Annotated in this window: 12 protein-coding genes; 11 read left to right on the forward strand and 1 reads right to left on the reverse strand. The window is 74.2% G+C overall.

Features of this window, described 5'->3' with window-relative positions:
- Positions 1-222 precede the first annotated feature (222 nt).
- Both AB0I21_RS04335 and AB0I21_RS04340 read left to right on the forward strand, forming a co-directional pair.
- Positions 223-1,752: a hypothetical protein gene (locus AB0I21_RS04335; RefSeq protein ID WP_360559017.1), complete on the forward strand. Its 1,530-nt coding sequence runs from the start codon at positions 223-225 to the stop codon at positions 1,750-1,752.
- A 10-nt stretch (positions 1,753-1,762) separates the two neighbouring features.
- Positions 1,763-3,079: a hypothetical protein gene (locus tag AB0I21_RS04340; protein WP_360559019.1), complete on the forward strand. Its 1,317-nt coding sequence runs from the start codon at positions 1,763-1,765 to the stop codon at positions 3,077-3,079.
- A 55-nt stretch (positions 3,080-3,134) separates the two neighbouring features.
- Here the strand turns inward: AB0I21_RS04340 and AB0I21_RS04345 are convergent, their stop codons facing one another.
- Positions 3,135-3,944 (reverse strand): SDR family NAD(P)-dependent oxidoreductase, encoded by an 810-nt coding sequence (locus AB0I21_RS04345; protein WP_354891104.1) that lies wholly within the window; start codon positions 3,942-3,944, stop codon positions 3,135-3,137.
- A gap of 171 nt (positions 3,945-4,115) precedes the next feature.
- On the opposite strand from AB0I21_RS04345, the gene AB0I21_RS04350 reads away from it, so the two are divergent.
- The 9 genes from AB0I21_RS04350 to menC are packed head-to-tail and all read left to right on the forward strand — an operon-like array spanning position 4,116 to position 17,427.
- A complete protein-coding gene (locus AB0I21_RS04350; protein ID WP_360559021.1) occupies positions 4,116-5,504 on the forward strand; it encodes a serine hydrolase domain-containing protein in 1,389 nt (462 codons plus the stop codon).
- A gap of 15 nt (positions 5,505-5,519) precedes the next feature.
- Positions 5,520-7,103 (forward strand): ABC transporter substrate-binding protein, encoded by a 1,584-nt coding sequence (locus AB0I21_RS04355; protein ID WP_360559022.1) that lies wholly within the window; start codon positions 5,520-5,522, stop codon positions 7,101-7,103.
- Between the two features lie 22 nt (positions 7,104-7,125).
- On the forward strand, positions 7,126-8,091 hold the full coding sequence (locus AB0I21_RS04360; RefSeq protein ID WP_360559023.1) for an ABC transporter permease: 966 nt from the start codon (positions 7,126-7,128) through the stop codon (positions 8,089-8,091).
- Positions 8,092-8,094: 3 nt separating this feature from the next.
- Positions 8,095-9,936, forward strand: coding sequence for a dipeptide/oligopeptide/nickel ABC transporter permease/ATP-binding protein (locus tag AB0I21_RS04365; protein WP_360559024.1), 1,842 nt, complete (start codon positions 8,095-8,097; stop codon positions 9,934-9,936).
- Positions 9,933-10,943 carry an ABC transporter ATP-binding protein gene (locus tag AB0I21_RS04370; RefSeq protein WP_360559025.1) on the forward strand — a complete coding sequence of 337 codons (1,011 nt, stop codon included), beginning with the start codon at positions 9,933-9,935 and terminating at the stop codon, positions 10,941-10,943. The genes AB0I21_RS04365 and AB0I21_RS04370 overlap by 4 nt, the downstream gene beginning before the upstream one ends.
- Positions 10,940-14,275 carry a serine hydrolase gene (locus AB0I21_RS04375; protein WP_360559026.1) on the forward strand — a complete coding sequence of 1,112 codons (3,336 nt, stop codon included), beginning with the start codon at positions 10,940-10,942 and terminating at the stop codon, positions 14,273-14,275. Before AB0I21_RS04370 ends, AB0I21_RS04375 begins: the two co-directional genes overlap by 4 nt.
- Positions 14,265-15,419, forward strand: coding sequence for a M20 family metallopeptidase (locus tag AB0I21_RS04380; protein ID WP_360559027.1), 1,155 nt, complete (start codon positions 14,265-14,267; stop codon positions 15,417-15,419). Before AB0I21_RS04375 ends, AB0I21_RS04380 begins: the two co-directional genes overlap by 11 nt.
- Complete coding sequence (locus tag AB0I21_RS04385) at positions 15,419-16,324, forward strand: GNAT family N-acetyltransferase (protein ID WP_360559028.1); 906 nt, start codon at positions 15,419-15,421, stop codon at positions 16,322-16,324. Before AB0I21_RS04380 ends, AB0I21_RS04385 begins: the two co-directional genes overlap by 1 nt.
- Positions 16,321-17,427: an o-succinylbenzoate synthase gene (menC, locus tag AB0I21_RS04390; RefSeq protein WP_360559029.1), complete on the forward strand. Its 1,107-nt coding sequence runs from the start codon at positions 16,321-16,323 to the stop codon at positions 17,425-17,427. Before AB0I21_RS04385 ends, menC begins: the two co-directional genes overlap by 4 nt.
- The last annotated feature ends 4 nt before the right edge of the window (positions 17,428-17,431 follow it).

The following is a 17,431-nucleotide window of genomic DNA, read 5'->3' on the forward strand; positions in this document are numbered from 1 at the left end:
GCCGCTGAATTCGGACGCTTTTCTTTTCCGGGCGACACGTTCGTGTGACGCGCGCGGACTCCGTCGGCCGCGCCCAGATACCGTCATTTCCTGGACATCGTCCACGTAATGCCCTGGTTACGCTTCGCGCCACATGCCGGAGTCGTTGCAGGAAAGGGGCTACGAATGGGCAATGTCAGATCGCCACGACGGATATTCATCGCCGCCGTCTCGTGTGTGGCGATGGTGCTCGGAACGCAGTTCATGCTGGCCAGACCGGCGAGCGCGGCCAGCACCGTCACGGTGCGGGTGGTCATCGAACACGTCCTGGAACAGGGGTGCACCGACAACCTGTCCGGTTCGGACTTCTATTCGAAGATCACGATCGGCGGGCAGGACTTCAATTTCGGCCCGATCGACGGTGAGGACGAGATATCACCGGACTGGACCGCGGAAAAGGCGGTCGACGTCGACACGGCGGCCACCGTTCCGGTGGTGATCACCCTGGCGGAGTCGGACGGTTTCCTCAATTTCGAGGACGACGTCTGCGACATCTCGCCCAGCGGTTCGGAGCTCGACCTCACGGTCAACCTGGTGCCGTGCGCCGTCACCGGCGACGTCAGCGGCGTGTGCGCCGGGCCGATCACCTCCGCCGGCAACGGCGACGCCGACATCCGGTTCCGGATCGAGGTCGACCTGCCCGCGGCGACGCCGGGGCTGGCCGTGCGGTGCACCCACACCCCGCTGTGGCCGCAGCCCGGCGACACCGTGACCATCACCGTCGAGTCGCTCGACGGCACGGTCCAGGTGGGCGACACGATGGCCGACCTGTCCTCCGGCGCGCCGGGGCCGGCGCTGGTCGACCACAAGAAGATCGCCGACGACCTGGAGGTGTGGGTCAACGAACCGACCGGACCCGACCTGCACGTCACCGGCAAGACCACCGACAGCTACGTCATCACCGACGTGCCCGCCGGTGACCTCGTGTACGGCTGCACCGCCCACGCCGGCGCCGACCGGGTCTTCACCGGCTGGCGGCGGACCAGGGTCGGCGCGCCCGCCGACGGCACCGCGATCCCGGTCAGCTTCACCGGTGCCCGCACCAACCGGGTCGACGTCGTCTTCATCGCCGACAGCGACAGCTACACCGCGGCGACCGACCCGGCGTTCCTCGCCGACGCGACCGACGTCATCAAGGGCGCCTACTACGGCCAGGACTTCTTCCTCGCCAACCAGCAGCGGTTCAACTTCTGGCTGGCGGACCAGCGCGGCGACGCCGACCGGGTCGCCGCACCGACGCCGGCGAACCCGGCCAACACCAACTGCGTGCTGACCCGGCCGCCGAACTGGTCGAAGGACTACAGCTGGGCCGACACCGGCGTCATCCTGCACCGCGACACCTTCCGGGACTGCGCCAACGGGGGTGTCTTCTCCACCGAGCCGACGTCGCTGGGCACGGTGCTGCACGAGACCGGGCACGCGCCGTTCGGCCTCGCCGACGAGTACTGCTGCGACGGCGGCTACTTCGAGGCGCTGCCGAACCCGAACATGTTCGACACCCTCGCCAAGTGCCAGGCGGACGCCCCGACGCTGGGCCGCACCGCCGCCGACTGCCGGACCGTCACCGATGTCCGGCCGACCCCGGCGAAGAGCTGGTTCCTGTCCGAGCCGACGCCGAACGACCTCATGAACGCCGACCGGCGACCGCCGCAGGCCGCCGACATCAGACGCATGAACTGGTACTTCGACAACTGCGCCGCCGGAAAGTGCTGAGGGGGACGCCATGAGACGCAACCGACGCGCGCTCGCGCTGATCACCGCATCGGCGACCGCCCTCGTCGCGGTCGCGGTCACGGTCGCCGTCACGGTGGCCGGGTCCGCCGCCGCGCCCGGCGACCCGGTCGACCCGGGGACCGCGCCGCAGCCGCAGTACGACTACGCGGACACGGCCAAGTCGTTCCTGGTCGACCTGAACTTCGCCGGCCCGTCCGCGACGCTCGCCGGCGCCACCGTCGGCGAGCAGCGCTCCGTCTCCCACCTCGGCGACCCGCCGCTGCTGCGGCTCACGCTGACGGACGAGGACGGGGCACCGGCCGGCGCGTTCAACGCCTGGGATCCCCGCTGGTACTTCGACCAGACCGACGACGGCGGGGAGCGGCTCGTCGTGCGCGACGGCCCGGGGACGCTGACGGTGCCGTTCGACGCCGACACCGCGACGATGGTGGTGCGCGACGTGAACGCCGGGACGGACCTGGTGACCGTGGACCTGCGGCCCGCGGTGCACGAGTTCTGCGTGGCGCACCCGGGTGACCCCGACTGCGTCGAGGCCGACCTGGCCGTCACCGCGGCGACCGTGACCGGCGACCCGCTCGCCGTCATCGGGCTGCCGAGCACCGTCCAGGTGCGGACGGTCGTGGCGAACCTCGGCCCGGACGGGCCCGTCGACGCCGTCGTGACCCAGACCGCGACCGGGTCGCCGGGCGTCACGGTCACCCCGGCGAGCCGCACGTCCGCCGCCGGCGGGCTCGCGGTCGGCGCCCCGGTGACCCTGGACGGCGCCTACGACGTCACCTGTACCGCGCCGGGCGCCCAGACGGTCACGGTCACCACGACGGTCGCGCCCGCGAAGGCGAAGGTCGTCGACGCCGTCGCCGGCAACAACAGCCGCACGGCGACCTTCGCCGTCGACTGTGCCGTGCCGGTGACGCTGAACATCATGCCGGGCAGCCTCACCAACCCGGTCAACGTCAACCCCGGGGTGCTCCCGGCCGCGGTGCTCACCACGACCGCCGGCCAGTACGGCAACCCCCTGGCCTTCAACGCCGCGACGATCCAGCCGGCCACGGTGCGCATGGGCGTGCGCGGCCCGCTGATCGCCACCGGCGCCGGCGCGCCGGAGGACCACGGCAAGGTCCACCTGGAGGACTCGTACGAGCTCGACGAGCACACCCGCGACGGTGACAAGGACGGCGTGATCCACGCCCGCCGGGACCAGCTCGGCATCCAGCCGGGCACGGTCGAGATCTGCGTCCGCGGCCGGTTCGGCGCGGGCACCGGCACGGCGTTCTTCGGCTGCGACCACATCACCCAGGTCCCGTGACGGACCCATCCGAACGAGCGCCCCGGAGCCCTGGCACGCTGGGCTCCGGGGCGTCCTACAACGCTACCGCGGCGGCGCTCGCGTCCCAGAGCTTCGCGGCCGCCGCGGGGTCGCTCGCGTGCGCCGCCGGCGTGGTGAGCTTGTGCCCGACGTAGTAGCCGCCGTCCGTCAGCTCGGCCGCGGGCGTGGTGGCCAGCCACACCAGCAGCGCACCGGCCTTCTCCGGGGTGGTCAGGAACGGCGCGAACCGGTACACGAGCCGGACCGGTCCCTCGCCGAAGTTGGAGCGCACGACGCCCGGGTGGAAGGACACGCTGGTGACGTCCGGCCAGCGGCGCGCGGCCTCGGCGGCGAAGAGGATGTTCGCGGACTTCGCGGCGCCATACGCGCGACCCCAGCGGTACGTGCCGGCGTCGCCGGTGAAGTCGTCCGGGTCCGGGCGGCCCTGCGTGTGCACCCGCGACGCGGTCGCCACCAGCCGCGCCCCGGTGAGCCGCTCCCGCAGCAGGCTCGTCAGCAGGAACGGGGCCAGGTGGTTGCCCTGGATCGTCGCCTCGTAGCCGTCCGCCGTCCGCCGGTAGCCGCCGACCATCCCGCCCGCGTTGTTGGCGAGGACGTCGATCGACGGGCACGTGTCGAGCAGGTACGCGGCGAGGTCCCGCACTTCCGCGAGCCGCTCGAAGTCGGCCCGGAAGCGCCCCGGCTCGCGGCCGCCGCCCGCGGCCCGCACCCGCGCGACCGCCGCCTCGAGGCGCCCCTCGTCGCGGCCGACGACGACCACCCGGTCGCCCCGGGCGGCGAACTGCTCCGCCGCCGCCAACCCGACACCGGAGCTCGCGCCCGTGATCACCACAGTTCGATCCATCGATGCAGTCTCCACGCCGCGCCCGGGATTCGCACGGCCGCCACGCCAACGCCGCGGTCCCGGTGACGCGCCGGGACCGCGGCACTGGCTTGTCCGGTGGTACGAACTCATGGGGGTGGAGTTGTCGTTCCAGACGAACATGAGCCGGTTGGGCCGCCCTAGGGTTGCCGCATGTCGGAACTGGGTGACATCCATCACTGGCTGCGTGAGCGTCTGCCCGCGCTGCTCGTCGAACACAAGGTGCCGGCCGCCGCGGTGGCGGTCTCGGTCGGGGGTGACGTCATCGACGTCGCCGCCGGCGTCCTGAGCCGGGCAACGGGGGTGGAGGCCACCACCGACTCGGTGTTCCAGATCGGCTCGATCACCAAGGTGTGGACGGCCACGCTGGTGATGCAGCTGGCCGACGAGGGGAAGCTCGACCTCGACGCGCCCGTCCGGCGGTACGTGCCGGAGTTCGTCATCGCCGACGAGGACGCGGCCGCCGCGATCACGGTGCGGCAGCTCCTGAGCCACACGGCCGGGTTCGAGGGTGACGTGTTCACCGACACCGGCAAGGGCGACGACTGCGTCGAGAGGTACGTCGCGACGCTCGGCGACACGCCGCAGCTGTTCGCGCCCGGCACGATGTTCTCGTACAACAACGCCGGGTACTGCGTGCTCGGCCGGGTCGTCGAGGTGCTGCGCGGCAAGCCGTTCGACGCCTGCGTCCGGGAGCACCTGTTCGGGCCGCTCGGGCTGACCCACGCCGCCAACGGCGCCGACGAGGCGATCCTGTTCCGGGCCGCGGTCGGCCACATCCAGCCAGCGCCGGACGCCGACCCGGTGGCGGCGCCCATCTGGGCCCTGGCCCGCTCCAACGCGCCGGCCGGCTCGATGCTCGCCATGCGGGTCCGGGACCTCCTCGCGTTCGGCCGGATGCACCTCGACGGCGGGAAGGCGTCCGACGGCACCCAGGTGCTCAGCGCCGACGCCGTCGCGCAGATGCGGCGACCGGAGGTCACGCTGCCCGCGCTCGGCCTGATGGGCGACGCCTGGGGGCTCGGCTGGGAGGTGTTCGACTGGCCCGGCGGCACGGTCATCGGGCACGACGGCAACACGATCGGCCAGGCCGCGATGCTGCGCCTGGTGCCGGGCCGCGACGTCGCGGTCGCGCTGGTCTCCAACGGGGGCAACCCGTTCGCTCTGTACACCGCGATCTTCACGCGGATCCTTCGGGACCTGGCCGGCGTCGAGCTGCCGCCGCTGCCGGCGCCGCCGGAGGTCCCCGAGACCGTCGACGTCGAGCGCTACCTCGGCACGTACCGCTGCGACGTCGCCGAGCTGGTGGTGGAGCGCGACGGCGACGGCCGGCTCTGGCTGGAGCAGCGGCCCCGGGGCCTGATGGCCCAGCTCGGCGGCCAGGTCGAGCGGACCGAGCTGGTCCACCTCTCCACCGACCGGTTCGTCCCGCTCAAGGCGACGCTCGGCGTCCACCTGCCGCACGTCTTCGTCGGCGACGACGGGACCGGGCACGCCCTGTACATCCACAGCGGTCGCGCGATCCGCCGCGTCGCCAACTGACCACCGGAGGCATCCATGAGATCTGTCCGGACCATCGCCGCCCTCGGTGGTCTCGCGCTCCTGCTCGGCGCCTGCGGCGGCAACGCCGTGACCGGCGACCAGACGTTCGCCGACGGCAAGACGTTCACCATGGTGCTCGGCGCCGACCCCGGCACGCTCGACCCCCACCTCACGTCGCTGTCCGTCGCGATGCTGGTCGACCGGTTCATGTACGACTCGCTCGTCAACATCGACCCGGACGGCAACGAGGTCGCCGGGCTGGCGCAGACCTGGCAGGGCACGACGACGTCCGCCACGTACACGCTGCGCAAGGACGTCAAGTGCGCCAACGGCAGCCCGCTCACCGCGACAACGGTCGCCGACAACATCAACTTCGTCGGCGATCCGAAGAACGCGTCGTCGCGGATCGGGGCGTTCGTCCCGGCGGGCGCCACCGCGAAGGCCGACGACGCGGCCGGCACCGTGACGGTCACGTCGCCCGCGCCGGCCTCGTTCCTCGCCCGGATGGTCGGCGGCCTGCCGATCGTGTGCGACAAGGGCATGAAGGACCGCAACCTGCTCAAGCAGGGCGGCGACGGCACCGGCATGTTCACGCTGACCGAGGCGGTGGCGAACGATCACTACACGTTCACCCGGCGCAAGGACTACGCGTGGGGCCCCGGTGACTGGAAGGCCGACCAGCGCGGGCTGCCCGACACGGCGGTCCTCAAGGTCGTCACCAACGAGTCGACCGCGGCCAACCTGCTGATGTCCAAGCAGGCGAACGCCGCGCAGCTGGTCGGTCCGGACCGGCAGCGGGTGCAGGCGGCGAACCTGCACCAGCGGCAGATCGAGGCGACGCTCGGCGAGCTGTGGTTCAACCACAAGAGTGGGCTGCCCGGCGCCGACGAGCAGGTGCGCAAGGCGCTGGTCCAGGCGCTGGACCTCACCGAGCTGGGCAAGGTCGTCAGCAGCGGCAACGGCAGGCCGCCGACCGGCCTCGTCTCGTCGGGCGGCGCGCCGTGCAAGCAGAACACGGTCGAGGGGAACCTGCCCGGGCACGACCTGGACGCGGCGAAGGCCGCGCTGGACGCCGCCGGCTGGACGGCCGGCGCGGGCGGCGTGCGCGCGAAGGGCGGGCAGAAGCTCACCATCGCGATCGCGTACCCGGCCAGCCTGGGCACCGGCTCGCAGGCCGGCGCCGAGCTCACGCAGAAGGTCTGGACGAGCGTCGGCGCGGAGGTCACCGTGAAGCCGGTGACCGACGCCGAGATCGGCACCGGCCTCCTCGGCGGGCAGCTCGCCTGGGAGGCGGCGTTCCTGCCGCTCAACACGCCACTGCCCAGCCAGGTCGTGCCCTACGTGTCCGGGCCGTCCGCGCCGAACGGCGTCAACTTCTCCGGCATCGACAACGCCGAGTACACCAAGGCGGTCACGGAGGCGTCGGCGGTCGCCGGCACGGCCGGCTGCGAGCAGTGGGCCGCCGCCGAGAAGGCCATCTTCAAGCACGTCGACGTGGTGCCGTTCGTCAACTCGACGGTGCCGATCTTCGGTCAGGGCGCACGGTTCGAGATCGGTGACGGCTCGATGATCCCGCAGTCCATCCGGATGCTGGTGTAAGGAGGTGACCGGCGTGCGAGCGATGACGGAGAAACTCACGGACAACGCGTGGGTGCGGTTCGCCGCACGCCGGTCGCGCCGGCTGCTGCTGTCGGTCTGGGTGCTGCTGACCGCGGCGTTCGGCATGATCCACCTGATCCCGGGTGACCCGGTGCGGGCGGCGCTCGGCGTCGCCGCACCGCCCGAGCTGGTCGCCGCGCGCCGGGAGCAGCTGGGCCTGGACGACCCGCTGTGGCGGCAGTACCTGGACTACCTGGGCGACCTGTCCGCCGGGCGGTTCGGCACCTCGACGGTCTCCGGCCTGCCGGTCTCCCAGGTCATCGCGGAGCGCTACCCGGCGACGCTGGAGCTGGCCGGGTACGCGTTCCTGGTCGCCGTCGCGCTCTCGGTCCCGGTCGGGCTGACCATGGCGGTGCTGACCCGGGGCGGCCGGCGCCGGCGGCTGGAGCTCGGCTTCACCTCGACCAGCGTGTTCCTCGGCGCGGTGCCGGAGTTCCTGATCGGCGCCGGGCTGGTGTACCTGTTCGGGGTCCAGCTCGGGCTGGTGCCGATCGCCGGGCGGGCCGGGCCGGACTCCTACGTGCTGCCGGTCCTCGCCCTGGCCCTCGGCCCGGCCGCGGTGCTCGCCCGGATCATGCGGGTGGAGACCCTGGCGGTGCTGGACGCCGACTACATCCGCACCGCCCGCGCGAAGCGGCTGCCGGACCGGCGGCTGTACCTGCGGCACGCGCTGCCCAACTCGGTGACGGCCACGGTCACCATCGCCGGGCTGCTGCTGGGCGGGCTGGTCGCGGCGACCGTCCTGGTGGAGAACGTGTTCGCGTGGCCGGGCCTGGGCAGCACCATCGTCCAGTCGATCCTGGCCAAGGACTACCCGGTGGTGCAGGGCATCGTGCTGATCTACGGCCTCGGCGTGCTCCTGGTCAACCTCCTGGTCGACGTCGGCCTCGCGCTGCTCGACCCGCGCTCGACGATCAGGGAGAGCTGAACCGTGCCGAAGCGACTGCGTACCCCGCTCGGCGTGACCGCGGCGGTCCTGCTCACGGCGGTGCTGACTCTAACGGTCCTGGCGCCCGTGCTGTGGGGCGGGCGGGCCGACGCCGTGGACACCGCGAACATCCTGCAGGGCCCGTCGGCGGCGCACTGGGCCGGCACCGACGGGCTCGGCCGGGACATCTTCTTCCGGGTCCTGGTCGCCACCCGGCTCTCGGTGGTGCTGGCGCTGCTGTCGACCGGCCTGGGCGTCGTCATCGGGCTGCTGCTCGGCGCCGCGCCGCAGCTGATCGGCGCGCGCCTCGGCCGCCTCGTGACCGCCGGCGTGAACGTCGCGGTCGCGTTCCCCGGGCTGCTGCTCGCGCTGAGCTTCGCGGTCATCTTCGGGGTCGGCACCAAGGGCTCCGTCCTCGCGATCGGCTTCGCGGTCGCGCCCGCCTTCGCGCGGCTGACCGGCACCCTGGTCGCCTCGGTCGCCGAGCGGGACTTCGTCGCCGCCGCCCGGATCGCCGGGGTGGGCCGGCTCCGCGTCCTGGTCCGGCACGTCCTGCTCAACATCGGTGAGCCGCTCGTCGTCAACGCGACCGTCGCGGCCGGCGGTTCGCTGCTCGCCTTCGCCGGCCTGTCCTACCTCGGCCTCGGCGTGCAGGCACCGTCGTACGACTGGGGGCGGCTGCTCGGCGAGGGCCTCAACAGCCTGTACGTCCACCCGCTCGCGGCCCTGGTCCCGGGCGCCGCGGTGGTGCTCGCCGGGCTGGCGTTCAACCTCACCGGCGAGGCGGTCGCCCGGCAGATCGGCCAGAGCACGCCGCTGTTCGCCGCCGTGCGCCGCGCGCCCCGGCAGGAGCCGGCCGCGCCGTCCACAGTGGACAAGGACGGCGACACCGTGCTCGCCGTGGAGAACCTCCGCGTCTCGTTCGGCGAGCTGACCCCGGTCCGCGGGCTGAGCTTCACGATCCGCCGCGGCGAGGCGGTCGGCGTGGTCGGCGAGTCCGGCTCCGGCAAGAGCCTCACCGCCCTGGCGGTCGCCCAGCTGATCGAGGCGCCCGGCGAGGTGCGCGCCGACCGGCTGGAGTTCGCCGGGGAGGACCTGCGGCACGGGCCGAGCCGGGCCCAGCGGCGCCTGCTCGGCACCTCGTTCGCGATGGTGTTCCAGGACCCGATGTCGTCGTTCAACCCGACCCAGCGCATCGGCCGGCAGCTCGCCGAGCCCGCCGTCCAGCACCAGGGCCTCGGCCGCCGGGAGGCGTTCGCGCGGGCCGTCGACCGGCTGCGCGCCGTCCGGCTGCCCGCGCCCGAGCGGCGCGCGCACCAGTTCCCGCACGAGTTCTCCGGCGGCATGCGGCAGCGGGCGATGATCGGGATGGGCCTGATGGGCACCCCGGCGCTCATCGTCGCCGACGAGCCGACCACCGCGCTGGACGTGACCGTGCAGCGGCAGGTGCTGGCGCTGCTGGAGGACATCCGGGCCGCCGACTCGGTCGCGCTGCTGCTGATCAGCCACGACATCACCGTCGTCGGGCAGGTCTGCCAGCGGGTGCTGGTGATGTACGCGGGGCGCGTCGTGGAGGACGTGGCCGCCGCGGCGCTGCCCGCCGGGGCGCGGCACCCGTACACCCGGGCGCTGCTCGCGGCGGTGCCGCACCTCGGCACCGACCGGGACCTGCCGCTGACCGTCATCCCGGGCCGGCCGGTCGAGCCCGGCGAGGTGCCCACCGGCTGCGCGTTCGCGCCCCGCTGCGCGTACGCCGACGAGCACTGCGGGCGCGAGGAACCGCCGCTGGAGACCGACGCCACCGGGGCGCGGGTCGCCTGCTGGCATGTGGGTGAGGTCCGGTGAACGAGCTGAGCTTCCGGGACGTCTCGGTCCGCTTCGGCGGGCGGCGGCGCGGCGTCACCGCCGTCGACCGCGTCGACCTGACCGTCCCCGCCGGCAGCGTCGTGGGGCTCGTCGGCGAGTCCGGCTCCGGCAAGTCGACCCTCGCCCGCGCCGCGGTCGGCCTCGCCCCGCTGTCCGGCGGGGAGATCCTGCTGGACGGGCGGCGGCTGCCGCGCACCCCCGGCACCGACGCCGGACGCCGCGTGCAGATGGTGTTCCAGGACCCGTACTCGTCGCTCGACCCACGGATGACGATCGGCGCCTCCATCGCCGAGGCGGTGCCGCGCGGCACGACCGCCGCCGCCCGCCGTGCCGAGGTCGCCCGGCTCCTCGACCTGGTCGAGCTGGCGCCGGAGCGGGCCCGGCAGTACCCGGCGCAGCTGTCCGGTGGCCAGCGGCAGCGGGTCGCCCTCGCCCGCGCCCTCGCCGCCCGCCCCGACGTGATCGTCGCCGACGAGATCACCTCCGCGCTGGACGTGTCCATCCAGGGCACCGTGCTGAACCTGGTGCGCGACCTGCAGCGCCGGCTGGGCCTGTCGATGCTGTTCATCTCGCACGACCTGGCGGTCGTCCGCTACGTCAGCGACGTCCTCGCCGTCATGTACCTCGGCCGGATCGTCGAGTGCGGGCCGGTCGACGACGTGCTCGGCGACCCGCAGCACCCGTACACCCGGCAGCTGCTCGCCTCGGCTCCGCAGCCCGGCGGCCCCGGGCCGGCGCTGCCCGGCACGCTCGCCGGTGTCGGAGCCGTCCTGGACGCCGCGGAACCCACGGACCCGCACCACCCGCCGGCCGGCTGCCGGTTCCACCCCCGCTGCCCGGTCGGCCCGCTCGTGCTCCGGCGCGACGTCTGCCGCGACACCGAACCGGACGGCGCCGCCCACCGGCACCTGGCCGCCTGCCACTTCGCCGCGCCGCGACCCGGCCTTGACAAGCAAGCCCCGCTTCCCACGAGGAGTCTGTCGTGACCCGACGCCAGCGCATCGACGACCTGCCCACCCTCGCCGCGCCGGAGCAGCCGGCGATCGCGCCGGACGGCTCGCGGGTCGTCTATGTGCTCCGCACCGTGGACGCCGAGGCGGACCGCACCCTGCACAACCTCTGGTGGGCCGGCACCCGCTCCGGCGGGCCGGAGCAGCTCACCCGCGGCGGCGCCGACACGGCCCCGGCGTGGTCGCCGGACGGCCAACGGATCGCGTTCCTGCGGGCCACCGGCGGAGCGGCGCAGGTGTGGCTGCTGCCCGCCGGCGGCGGCGAGCCCGAGCAGCTGACGACGCTGCCGCTGGGCGCCGGCCGGCCGGTGTGGAGCCCCGACGGCACGGCGATCGCGTTCGCCGCGCCGGTCGACCTGCACGCCGCCGACGGCGAGGACGACGCGGCCCGGCAGCGGCGCGGCGCCGCGCCGATCGTCGCGGACCGGCTCGACTACCTCGCCGACGGCGCCGGCTACCTGCGCACCATGCGCAGCCACGTGCACGTCGTGGACGTGGCCACCAGGACGTGCCGCCGGTTCACCGACGGCGACTGGCACGCGGGCGACCCCGCCTGGTCGCCGGACGGCACCCGGCTCGCCTACGCGGCGGCCACCGCGCCCGACGCGGACCGGACGATGCACTGCCCGGTGTACGTGCGCTCCGCCACCGACCCGGCGGCGCCGCCACGGCTCGCCGGGCTCGCCGACGGCACCGGCGGCCCCGTCACCTGGGCCGCGGACGGCGAGGCGCTGCTGGTCACCGGGTTCCCCGGCCCGCTCACCGGCCACGCGCACCTGCTGCGCGTGCCGCTGGACGGCGGGCCCGTCACCAGCCTGTCCGCCCCGCTGGACCGCAACGTCATGCCGGGCGGGCCGGGCTACCCGGGCGCGCTCCCGGTGACCGTCGACAGTGGACGGTCGGTGCTGTTCTGCGCCCGCGACCGCGGCGACACCCACCTCTACACCGTCCCGGCCGGCGGCGGCGACCCGCGACCGGTCCTCGCCGGCGCCGGACGCTCCGTCGCCGGCCTGTCCGTCGCCGGCGGCACCGCGGTCGTCCTGCTGCTCACCCCGACCTCCCTCGGCTCGCTCATCGCCCTCGACCTGAGCACCGGCGACGAGACGGTGCTGGTCGAGCGGGACGCCGAGGCCGACCTGTTCCCGCGGCTGGAGCGGGAGTTCACCATCTCCGACGGCACCGTGGTGCACGGCTGGCTGGTCCGCGACCCGGCGGCGACCGGGCCCGGCCCGCTGCTGCTGGACATCCACGGCGGCCCGCACAACGCGTGGAACGCCGCCGCCGACGACGTCCACCTGTACCACCAGGAGCTCGCCGCGCGGGGCTGGACCGTGCTGCTGCTCAACCCGCGCGGCAGCGACGGCTACGGCGAGGCCTTCTACACCGCCGCGGTCGGCGCCTGGGGCGTCGCCGACGCCAAGGACTTCCTGGAGCCGGTCGACGCCCTCGTCGCGGAAGGGGTCGCCGACCCGGCCCGGCTCGCCGTCGCCGGCTACAGCTACGGCGGCTACATGACCTGCTACCTGACCGGTGTCACCGACCGGTTCGCCGCGGCCGTCGCCGGCGGCGTCGTCAGCGACCTGACCAGCGAGTCCGGCACCGCCGACGCGGGCCACTTCCTCAACGCCTTCGAGCTCGCCGGTGGCTCGGTCGCCGACATGTCACCGATCACCCGGGTGGACCAGGTCCGCACCCCGACCCTGATCCTGCACGGCGCCGCCGACGTGCGGTGCCCGGCCGGGCAGGCGCAGCAGTGGCACACCGCGCTGCGCGAGCGGGACGTGCCGACCCGCCTCGTCCTCTACCCTGACGCCTCGCACCTGTTCATCCTGCAGGGCCGGCCGTCGCACCGGATCGACTTCAACCGCCGGATCGTCGACTGGGTCGAGCGGTTCGCCGCCGACCGCGAACCCCGCCGGCCCGCCCTGGACGCGGCGCACTGGCAGCGCCGGCTGACCGCCCTCGCCCAGCGGCACAAGGTGCCCGGCGCGACGCTCGGCATCCTGCGCCTGCGCCCGCACAACGACGAGCTCGTGGAGGCGGCGTACGGCGTCGTCAACAAGGACACCGGCGTCGCCACCACCACCGACTCGGTGTTCCAGATCGGGTCGATCTCGAAGGTGTGGACCGCGACCGTGGTCCTGCAGCTCGTCGACGAGGGCCTGCTCGACCTGGACGCGCCGGTCGCCGACGTGCTGCCCGAGTTCCGCCTCGCCGACCCGGAGGTCACCAAGCAGGTCACCATGCGGCACCTGCTCACCCACACCAGCGGCATCGACGGCGACGTGTTCACCGACACCGGTCGCGGCGACGACTGCCTCGAGCGGTACGTGGCGCTGCTCGCCGAGCAGACTCAGAACCATCCGCTCGGTGTCACCTGGTCGTACTGCAACGCCGGTTTCTCCCTCGCCGGCCGGGTCATCGAGAAGCTGACCGGCGGCACCTGGGACGCCGCGCTGCGGGCCAGGCTCTCCGGCCCGCTCGGGCTGCGCCGCACCGGCACGCTGCCGGAGGAGGCCCTCGCCCACCGGACCGCGATCGGCCACGTCGGTGAGGACCCCGACGACCTGAAGGTCGCGCCGGCGTGGGCGCTGCCCCGCTCGCTCGGGCCGGCCGGCCTGATCAACGCCACCGCCGCCGACGTGCTCGCGTTCGCCCGGCTGCACCTCACCGGCGGGCTCGCCCCCGACGGCACCCGGGTGCTGAGCGAGGCGAGCGCCGCCGCGATGGCCGCCGAGCACGCCGAGCTGCCCGACAAGTACTCCCTCGGCGACTCGTGGGGGCTCGGCTGGATCCGGTTCGGCTGGGACGGGCACCGGCTCATCGGGCACGACGGCAACACCATCGGCCAGTCCGCGTTCCTGCGCCTGCTGCCCGAGCAGGGCCTCGCCGTCACCCTGCTCACCAACGGCGGCAACGGCCGCGACCTCTACGACGAGCTCTACCGGGAGATCTTCGCCGAGGCGGCCGGCGTCGCGATGCCGCGCCCGATCGCGCCGCCCGCCGAGCCGGTCCAGGTCGACTTCCAGCGGTACCTCGGCACGTACGAGCGGGCCAGCGTCCGCATCGAGGTCTTCGAGCGCGACGGCGGGCCGGTCATGCGGAGCACCGTCACCGGCCCGATCGCCGAGCTGATCCCGGACCCGGTGAGCGAATACGCGATGGTCCCGGTCGAGGACGACCTGTTCCTGGTCAAGGAGCCGTCGGCGCAGAACTGGGCGCCGGTCACGTTCTACGCGCTGCCGACCGGCGAGCCGTACCTGCACTTCGGGGTGCGGGCGACGCCGAAGGTCCACAATGGACACTGAGCTGGACACCGTTTCCCTGCTGCGGTCGATGCGGGCGGCGCTGCCGGCGCTGCTCGCGGAGATCGAGACGCTCGTGCGGGCCGAGTCGCCGTCCACCGACCTCGCCGCCGTCGCCCGCAGCGCCGACGTGCTCGCCGGTGTCGGCGCCCGGCGCCTCGGCGTCGCGCCGGACCGGATCGTCGTCGACGGCCGCACCCACCTGCGCTGGCGGCTCGGCGCCGGACCGGACCGGGTCCTGCTGCTCGGCCACCACGACACGGTGTGGCCGGTCGGCACCCTCGCCACGCACCCGTTCGCCACGACCGGCGGGCGGCTGCGCGGCCCCGGCTGCTTCGACATGAAGGCCGGGGTCGTGATGGCGCTGCACGCGGCCGCCGCCGCGGCCGGGCGGGGCGCCGCCGTGACCGTGCTCATCACCGGCGACGAGGAGATCGGCTCGCCGAGCTCCCAGGCGCTCGTCGAGCAGGAGGCGGCCGGCGCCCGCGCCGCGCTCGTCCTCGAACCGTCCGCGGACGGTGGCGCGCTCAAGACCGCCCGCAAGGGCGCCGGGTTCTACCGGATCCGGATCGCCGGCCGGGCCGCCCACGCCGGGCTCGAGCCGGAGCGCGGGATCAACGCCGGCGTCGAGCTGGCCCACCAGGTCCTCGCCGTGCACCGGCTCGGCGACCCCGCCCTCGGCACCACCGTCACACCGACCGCGGTGTCGGCCGGCACCACCACCAACACCGTGCCGGCCGCCGCCGAGCTCGCCGTGGACGTCCGCGTCCGCGACGAGGCCGAGCAGCACCGGGTCGCCGCCGCCCTCGCCGGGCTGCGCCCCGTGCTCGACGGCGCGACCCTCGAGGTCGAGGGCGGCGGCAACCGCCCGCCGCTGACCGCCGCCGCGTCCGCCGGCCTCTTCGCCCGCGCCGCCGTGCTCGCCGCCGGGCTGGGCCTGCCGCCGCTGACCGGGGCCGCCGTGGGCGGGGCGTCCGACGGCAACTTCACCGCCGGCGTCGGCACGCCGACGCTCGACGGGCTCGGCGCGGTCGGTGGCGGCGCGCACGCCGACGACGAGCACGTCCTCGTCGACGCGCTGCCCGGGCGCACCGCGCTCGTCGCGGCCCTGGTGCTGGACGTCTCAGCCGCCGCGGGGGGTGCGTGATGGCGACCCTCGACGCCACCGACGCTGCTGCAGCCGTCGCCGACGCCGCCGACGCGCAGGCGCGGGCCGCCGCGGACGCGGCCGGGGTGACCATCCGCGAGATCACCGGCGACGACGGCTTCCAGGCGATGCACCGGCTGTTCGACCGGATCTGGCGGCCCGACCCGGCCAACCAGCCGGTCACCGCCGTGCTGCTGCGGGCGTTCAGCAAGGCCGACAACTACGTCGCCGGCGCGTACGACGGGGACGAGCTCGTCGGCGCGTGCGTCGCGTTCTTCGGCCCGCCGGCGCACGCGACCATGCACAGCCACATCACCGGCGTCGCGGCCGGCGGCGGGCGGCGGGCGGTCGGGTTCGCGCTCAAGACGCACCAGCGCGGCTGGGCCGTGCGCCGCGGGCTGCGGACCATCTCGTGGACCTACGACCCGCTCGTCGCCCGCAACTCCTACTTCAACCTGGCGAAGCTGGCCGCGACCCCGGCGGAGTACCTGACCAACTTCTACGGCGGCATGAACGACGGGCTCAACGGCGCCGACGACAGCGACCGGCTGCTGGTCAGCTGGGACCTGGCCGCGCCGGCCGTGGAGGCGGCGTGCGGCGGGCGGCCGGCTACCCGTACCGTCGAACACGAACTGCACCGGGGCGCGGTGGTCGGCCTGGGACGCTCCGCGGACGGCCGCCCCGCACCCGGTGACCTCGACAAGGACACAGACGGGCGGGCGATCCTGGTGGCGGTGCCGCCGGACATCGAGACGCTGCGGCGGACCGATCCGGACGCCGCCCACGCCTGGCGGATCGCGGTCCGCGAGACGCTCGGCACGCTCATGGCCGGCGGCCGGCGGGTGACCGGCTTCGACCGGGGCGGCTGGTACGTGCTCACCGAAGGGAACGACGGGACATCATGAAACTCACCGGGGTCGAGCTGCGGCGCGTCAAGATGCCGCTGGTGGCGCCCTTCCGCACCTCCTTCGGCACCAGCACCGACCGGGACCTGCTGCTGCTGCGGGCGGTCACCCCCGACGCCGAGGGCTGGGGCGAGTGCGTGGCGATGGCCGACCCGCTGTACTCCTCGGAGTACGTCGAGGCCGCCATCGACGTGCTCACCCGGTTCCTCGTGCCGGCGCTCGGGGCGGCCCCGCGGCTGGACGCCAACGCGGTCGGGCCGGTGCTCGCGCCGTACAAGGGACACCGGATGGCGAAGGCGGCCCTGGAGATGGCCGTCCTCGACGCGGAGCTGCGCGCCGCCGGCCGGTCCTTCGCCCGGGAGCTCGGCGCGGTCCGCGACCGCGTGCCGTGCGGGGTCTCCGTCGGGATCATGGACTCGATCGGCGAGCTGCTCGACGCGGTCGCCGGGTACGTCGCCGACGGGTACGTGCGGATCAAGCTGAAGATCGAGCCCGGCTGGGACGTCGAGCCCGTCCGGGCGGTCCGCGAGCGCTTCGGCGACGCGCTGCTGCTCCAGGTCGACGCCAACACCGCCTACACCCTCGCCGACGCCCGGCACCTGAGCCGGCTCGACCCGTTCGACCTGCTGCTCATCGAGCAGCCCCTCGACGAGGAGGACCTGCTCGGCCACGCCGCCCTGGCGAAGCTCATCCGCACCCCGGTCTGCCTCGACGAGTCGATCACGTCGGCCCGCAGCGCGGCCGCGGCGATCACGCTCGGCGCCTGCGAGATCGTGAACGTGAAGCCCGGCCGGGTCGGCGGCTACCTGGAGGCGCGCCGGATCCACGACGTCTGTGTGGCGCACGGCGTGCCGGTCTGGTGCGGCGGGATGCTGGAGACCGGCATCGGGCGGGCCGCGAACGTGGCGCTCGCCGCGCTGCCCGGCTTCACCCTGCCCGGCGACACGTCCGCCTCCGGCCGCTACTACCGCACCGACGTCACGGCGCCGTTCGTGCTCGACGACGGCCACCTGGCCGTGCCGGCCGGGCCGGGCCTCGGCGTCGAGCCGCTGCCGGACGTGCTCGCCGGGATCACCACCGAGACGACCTGGATCCGGATCTAGAATT

The sequence above is a fragment of the Dactylosporangium sp. NPDC050588 genome (genome assembly GCF_040654975.1).
Classification (GTDB): domain Bacteria; phylum Actinomycetota; class Actinomycetes; order Mycobacteriales; family Micromonosporaceae; genus Dactylosporangium; species Dactylosporangium maewongense.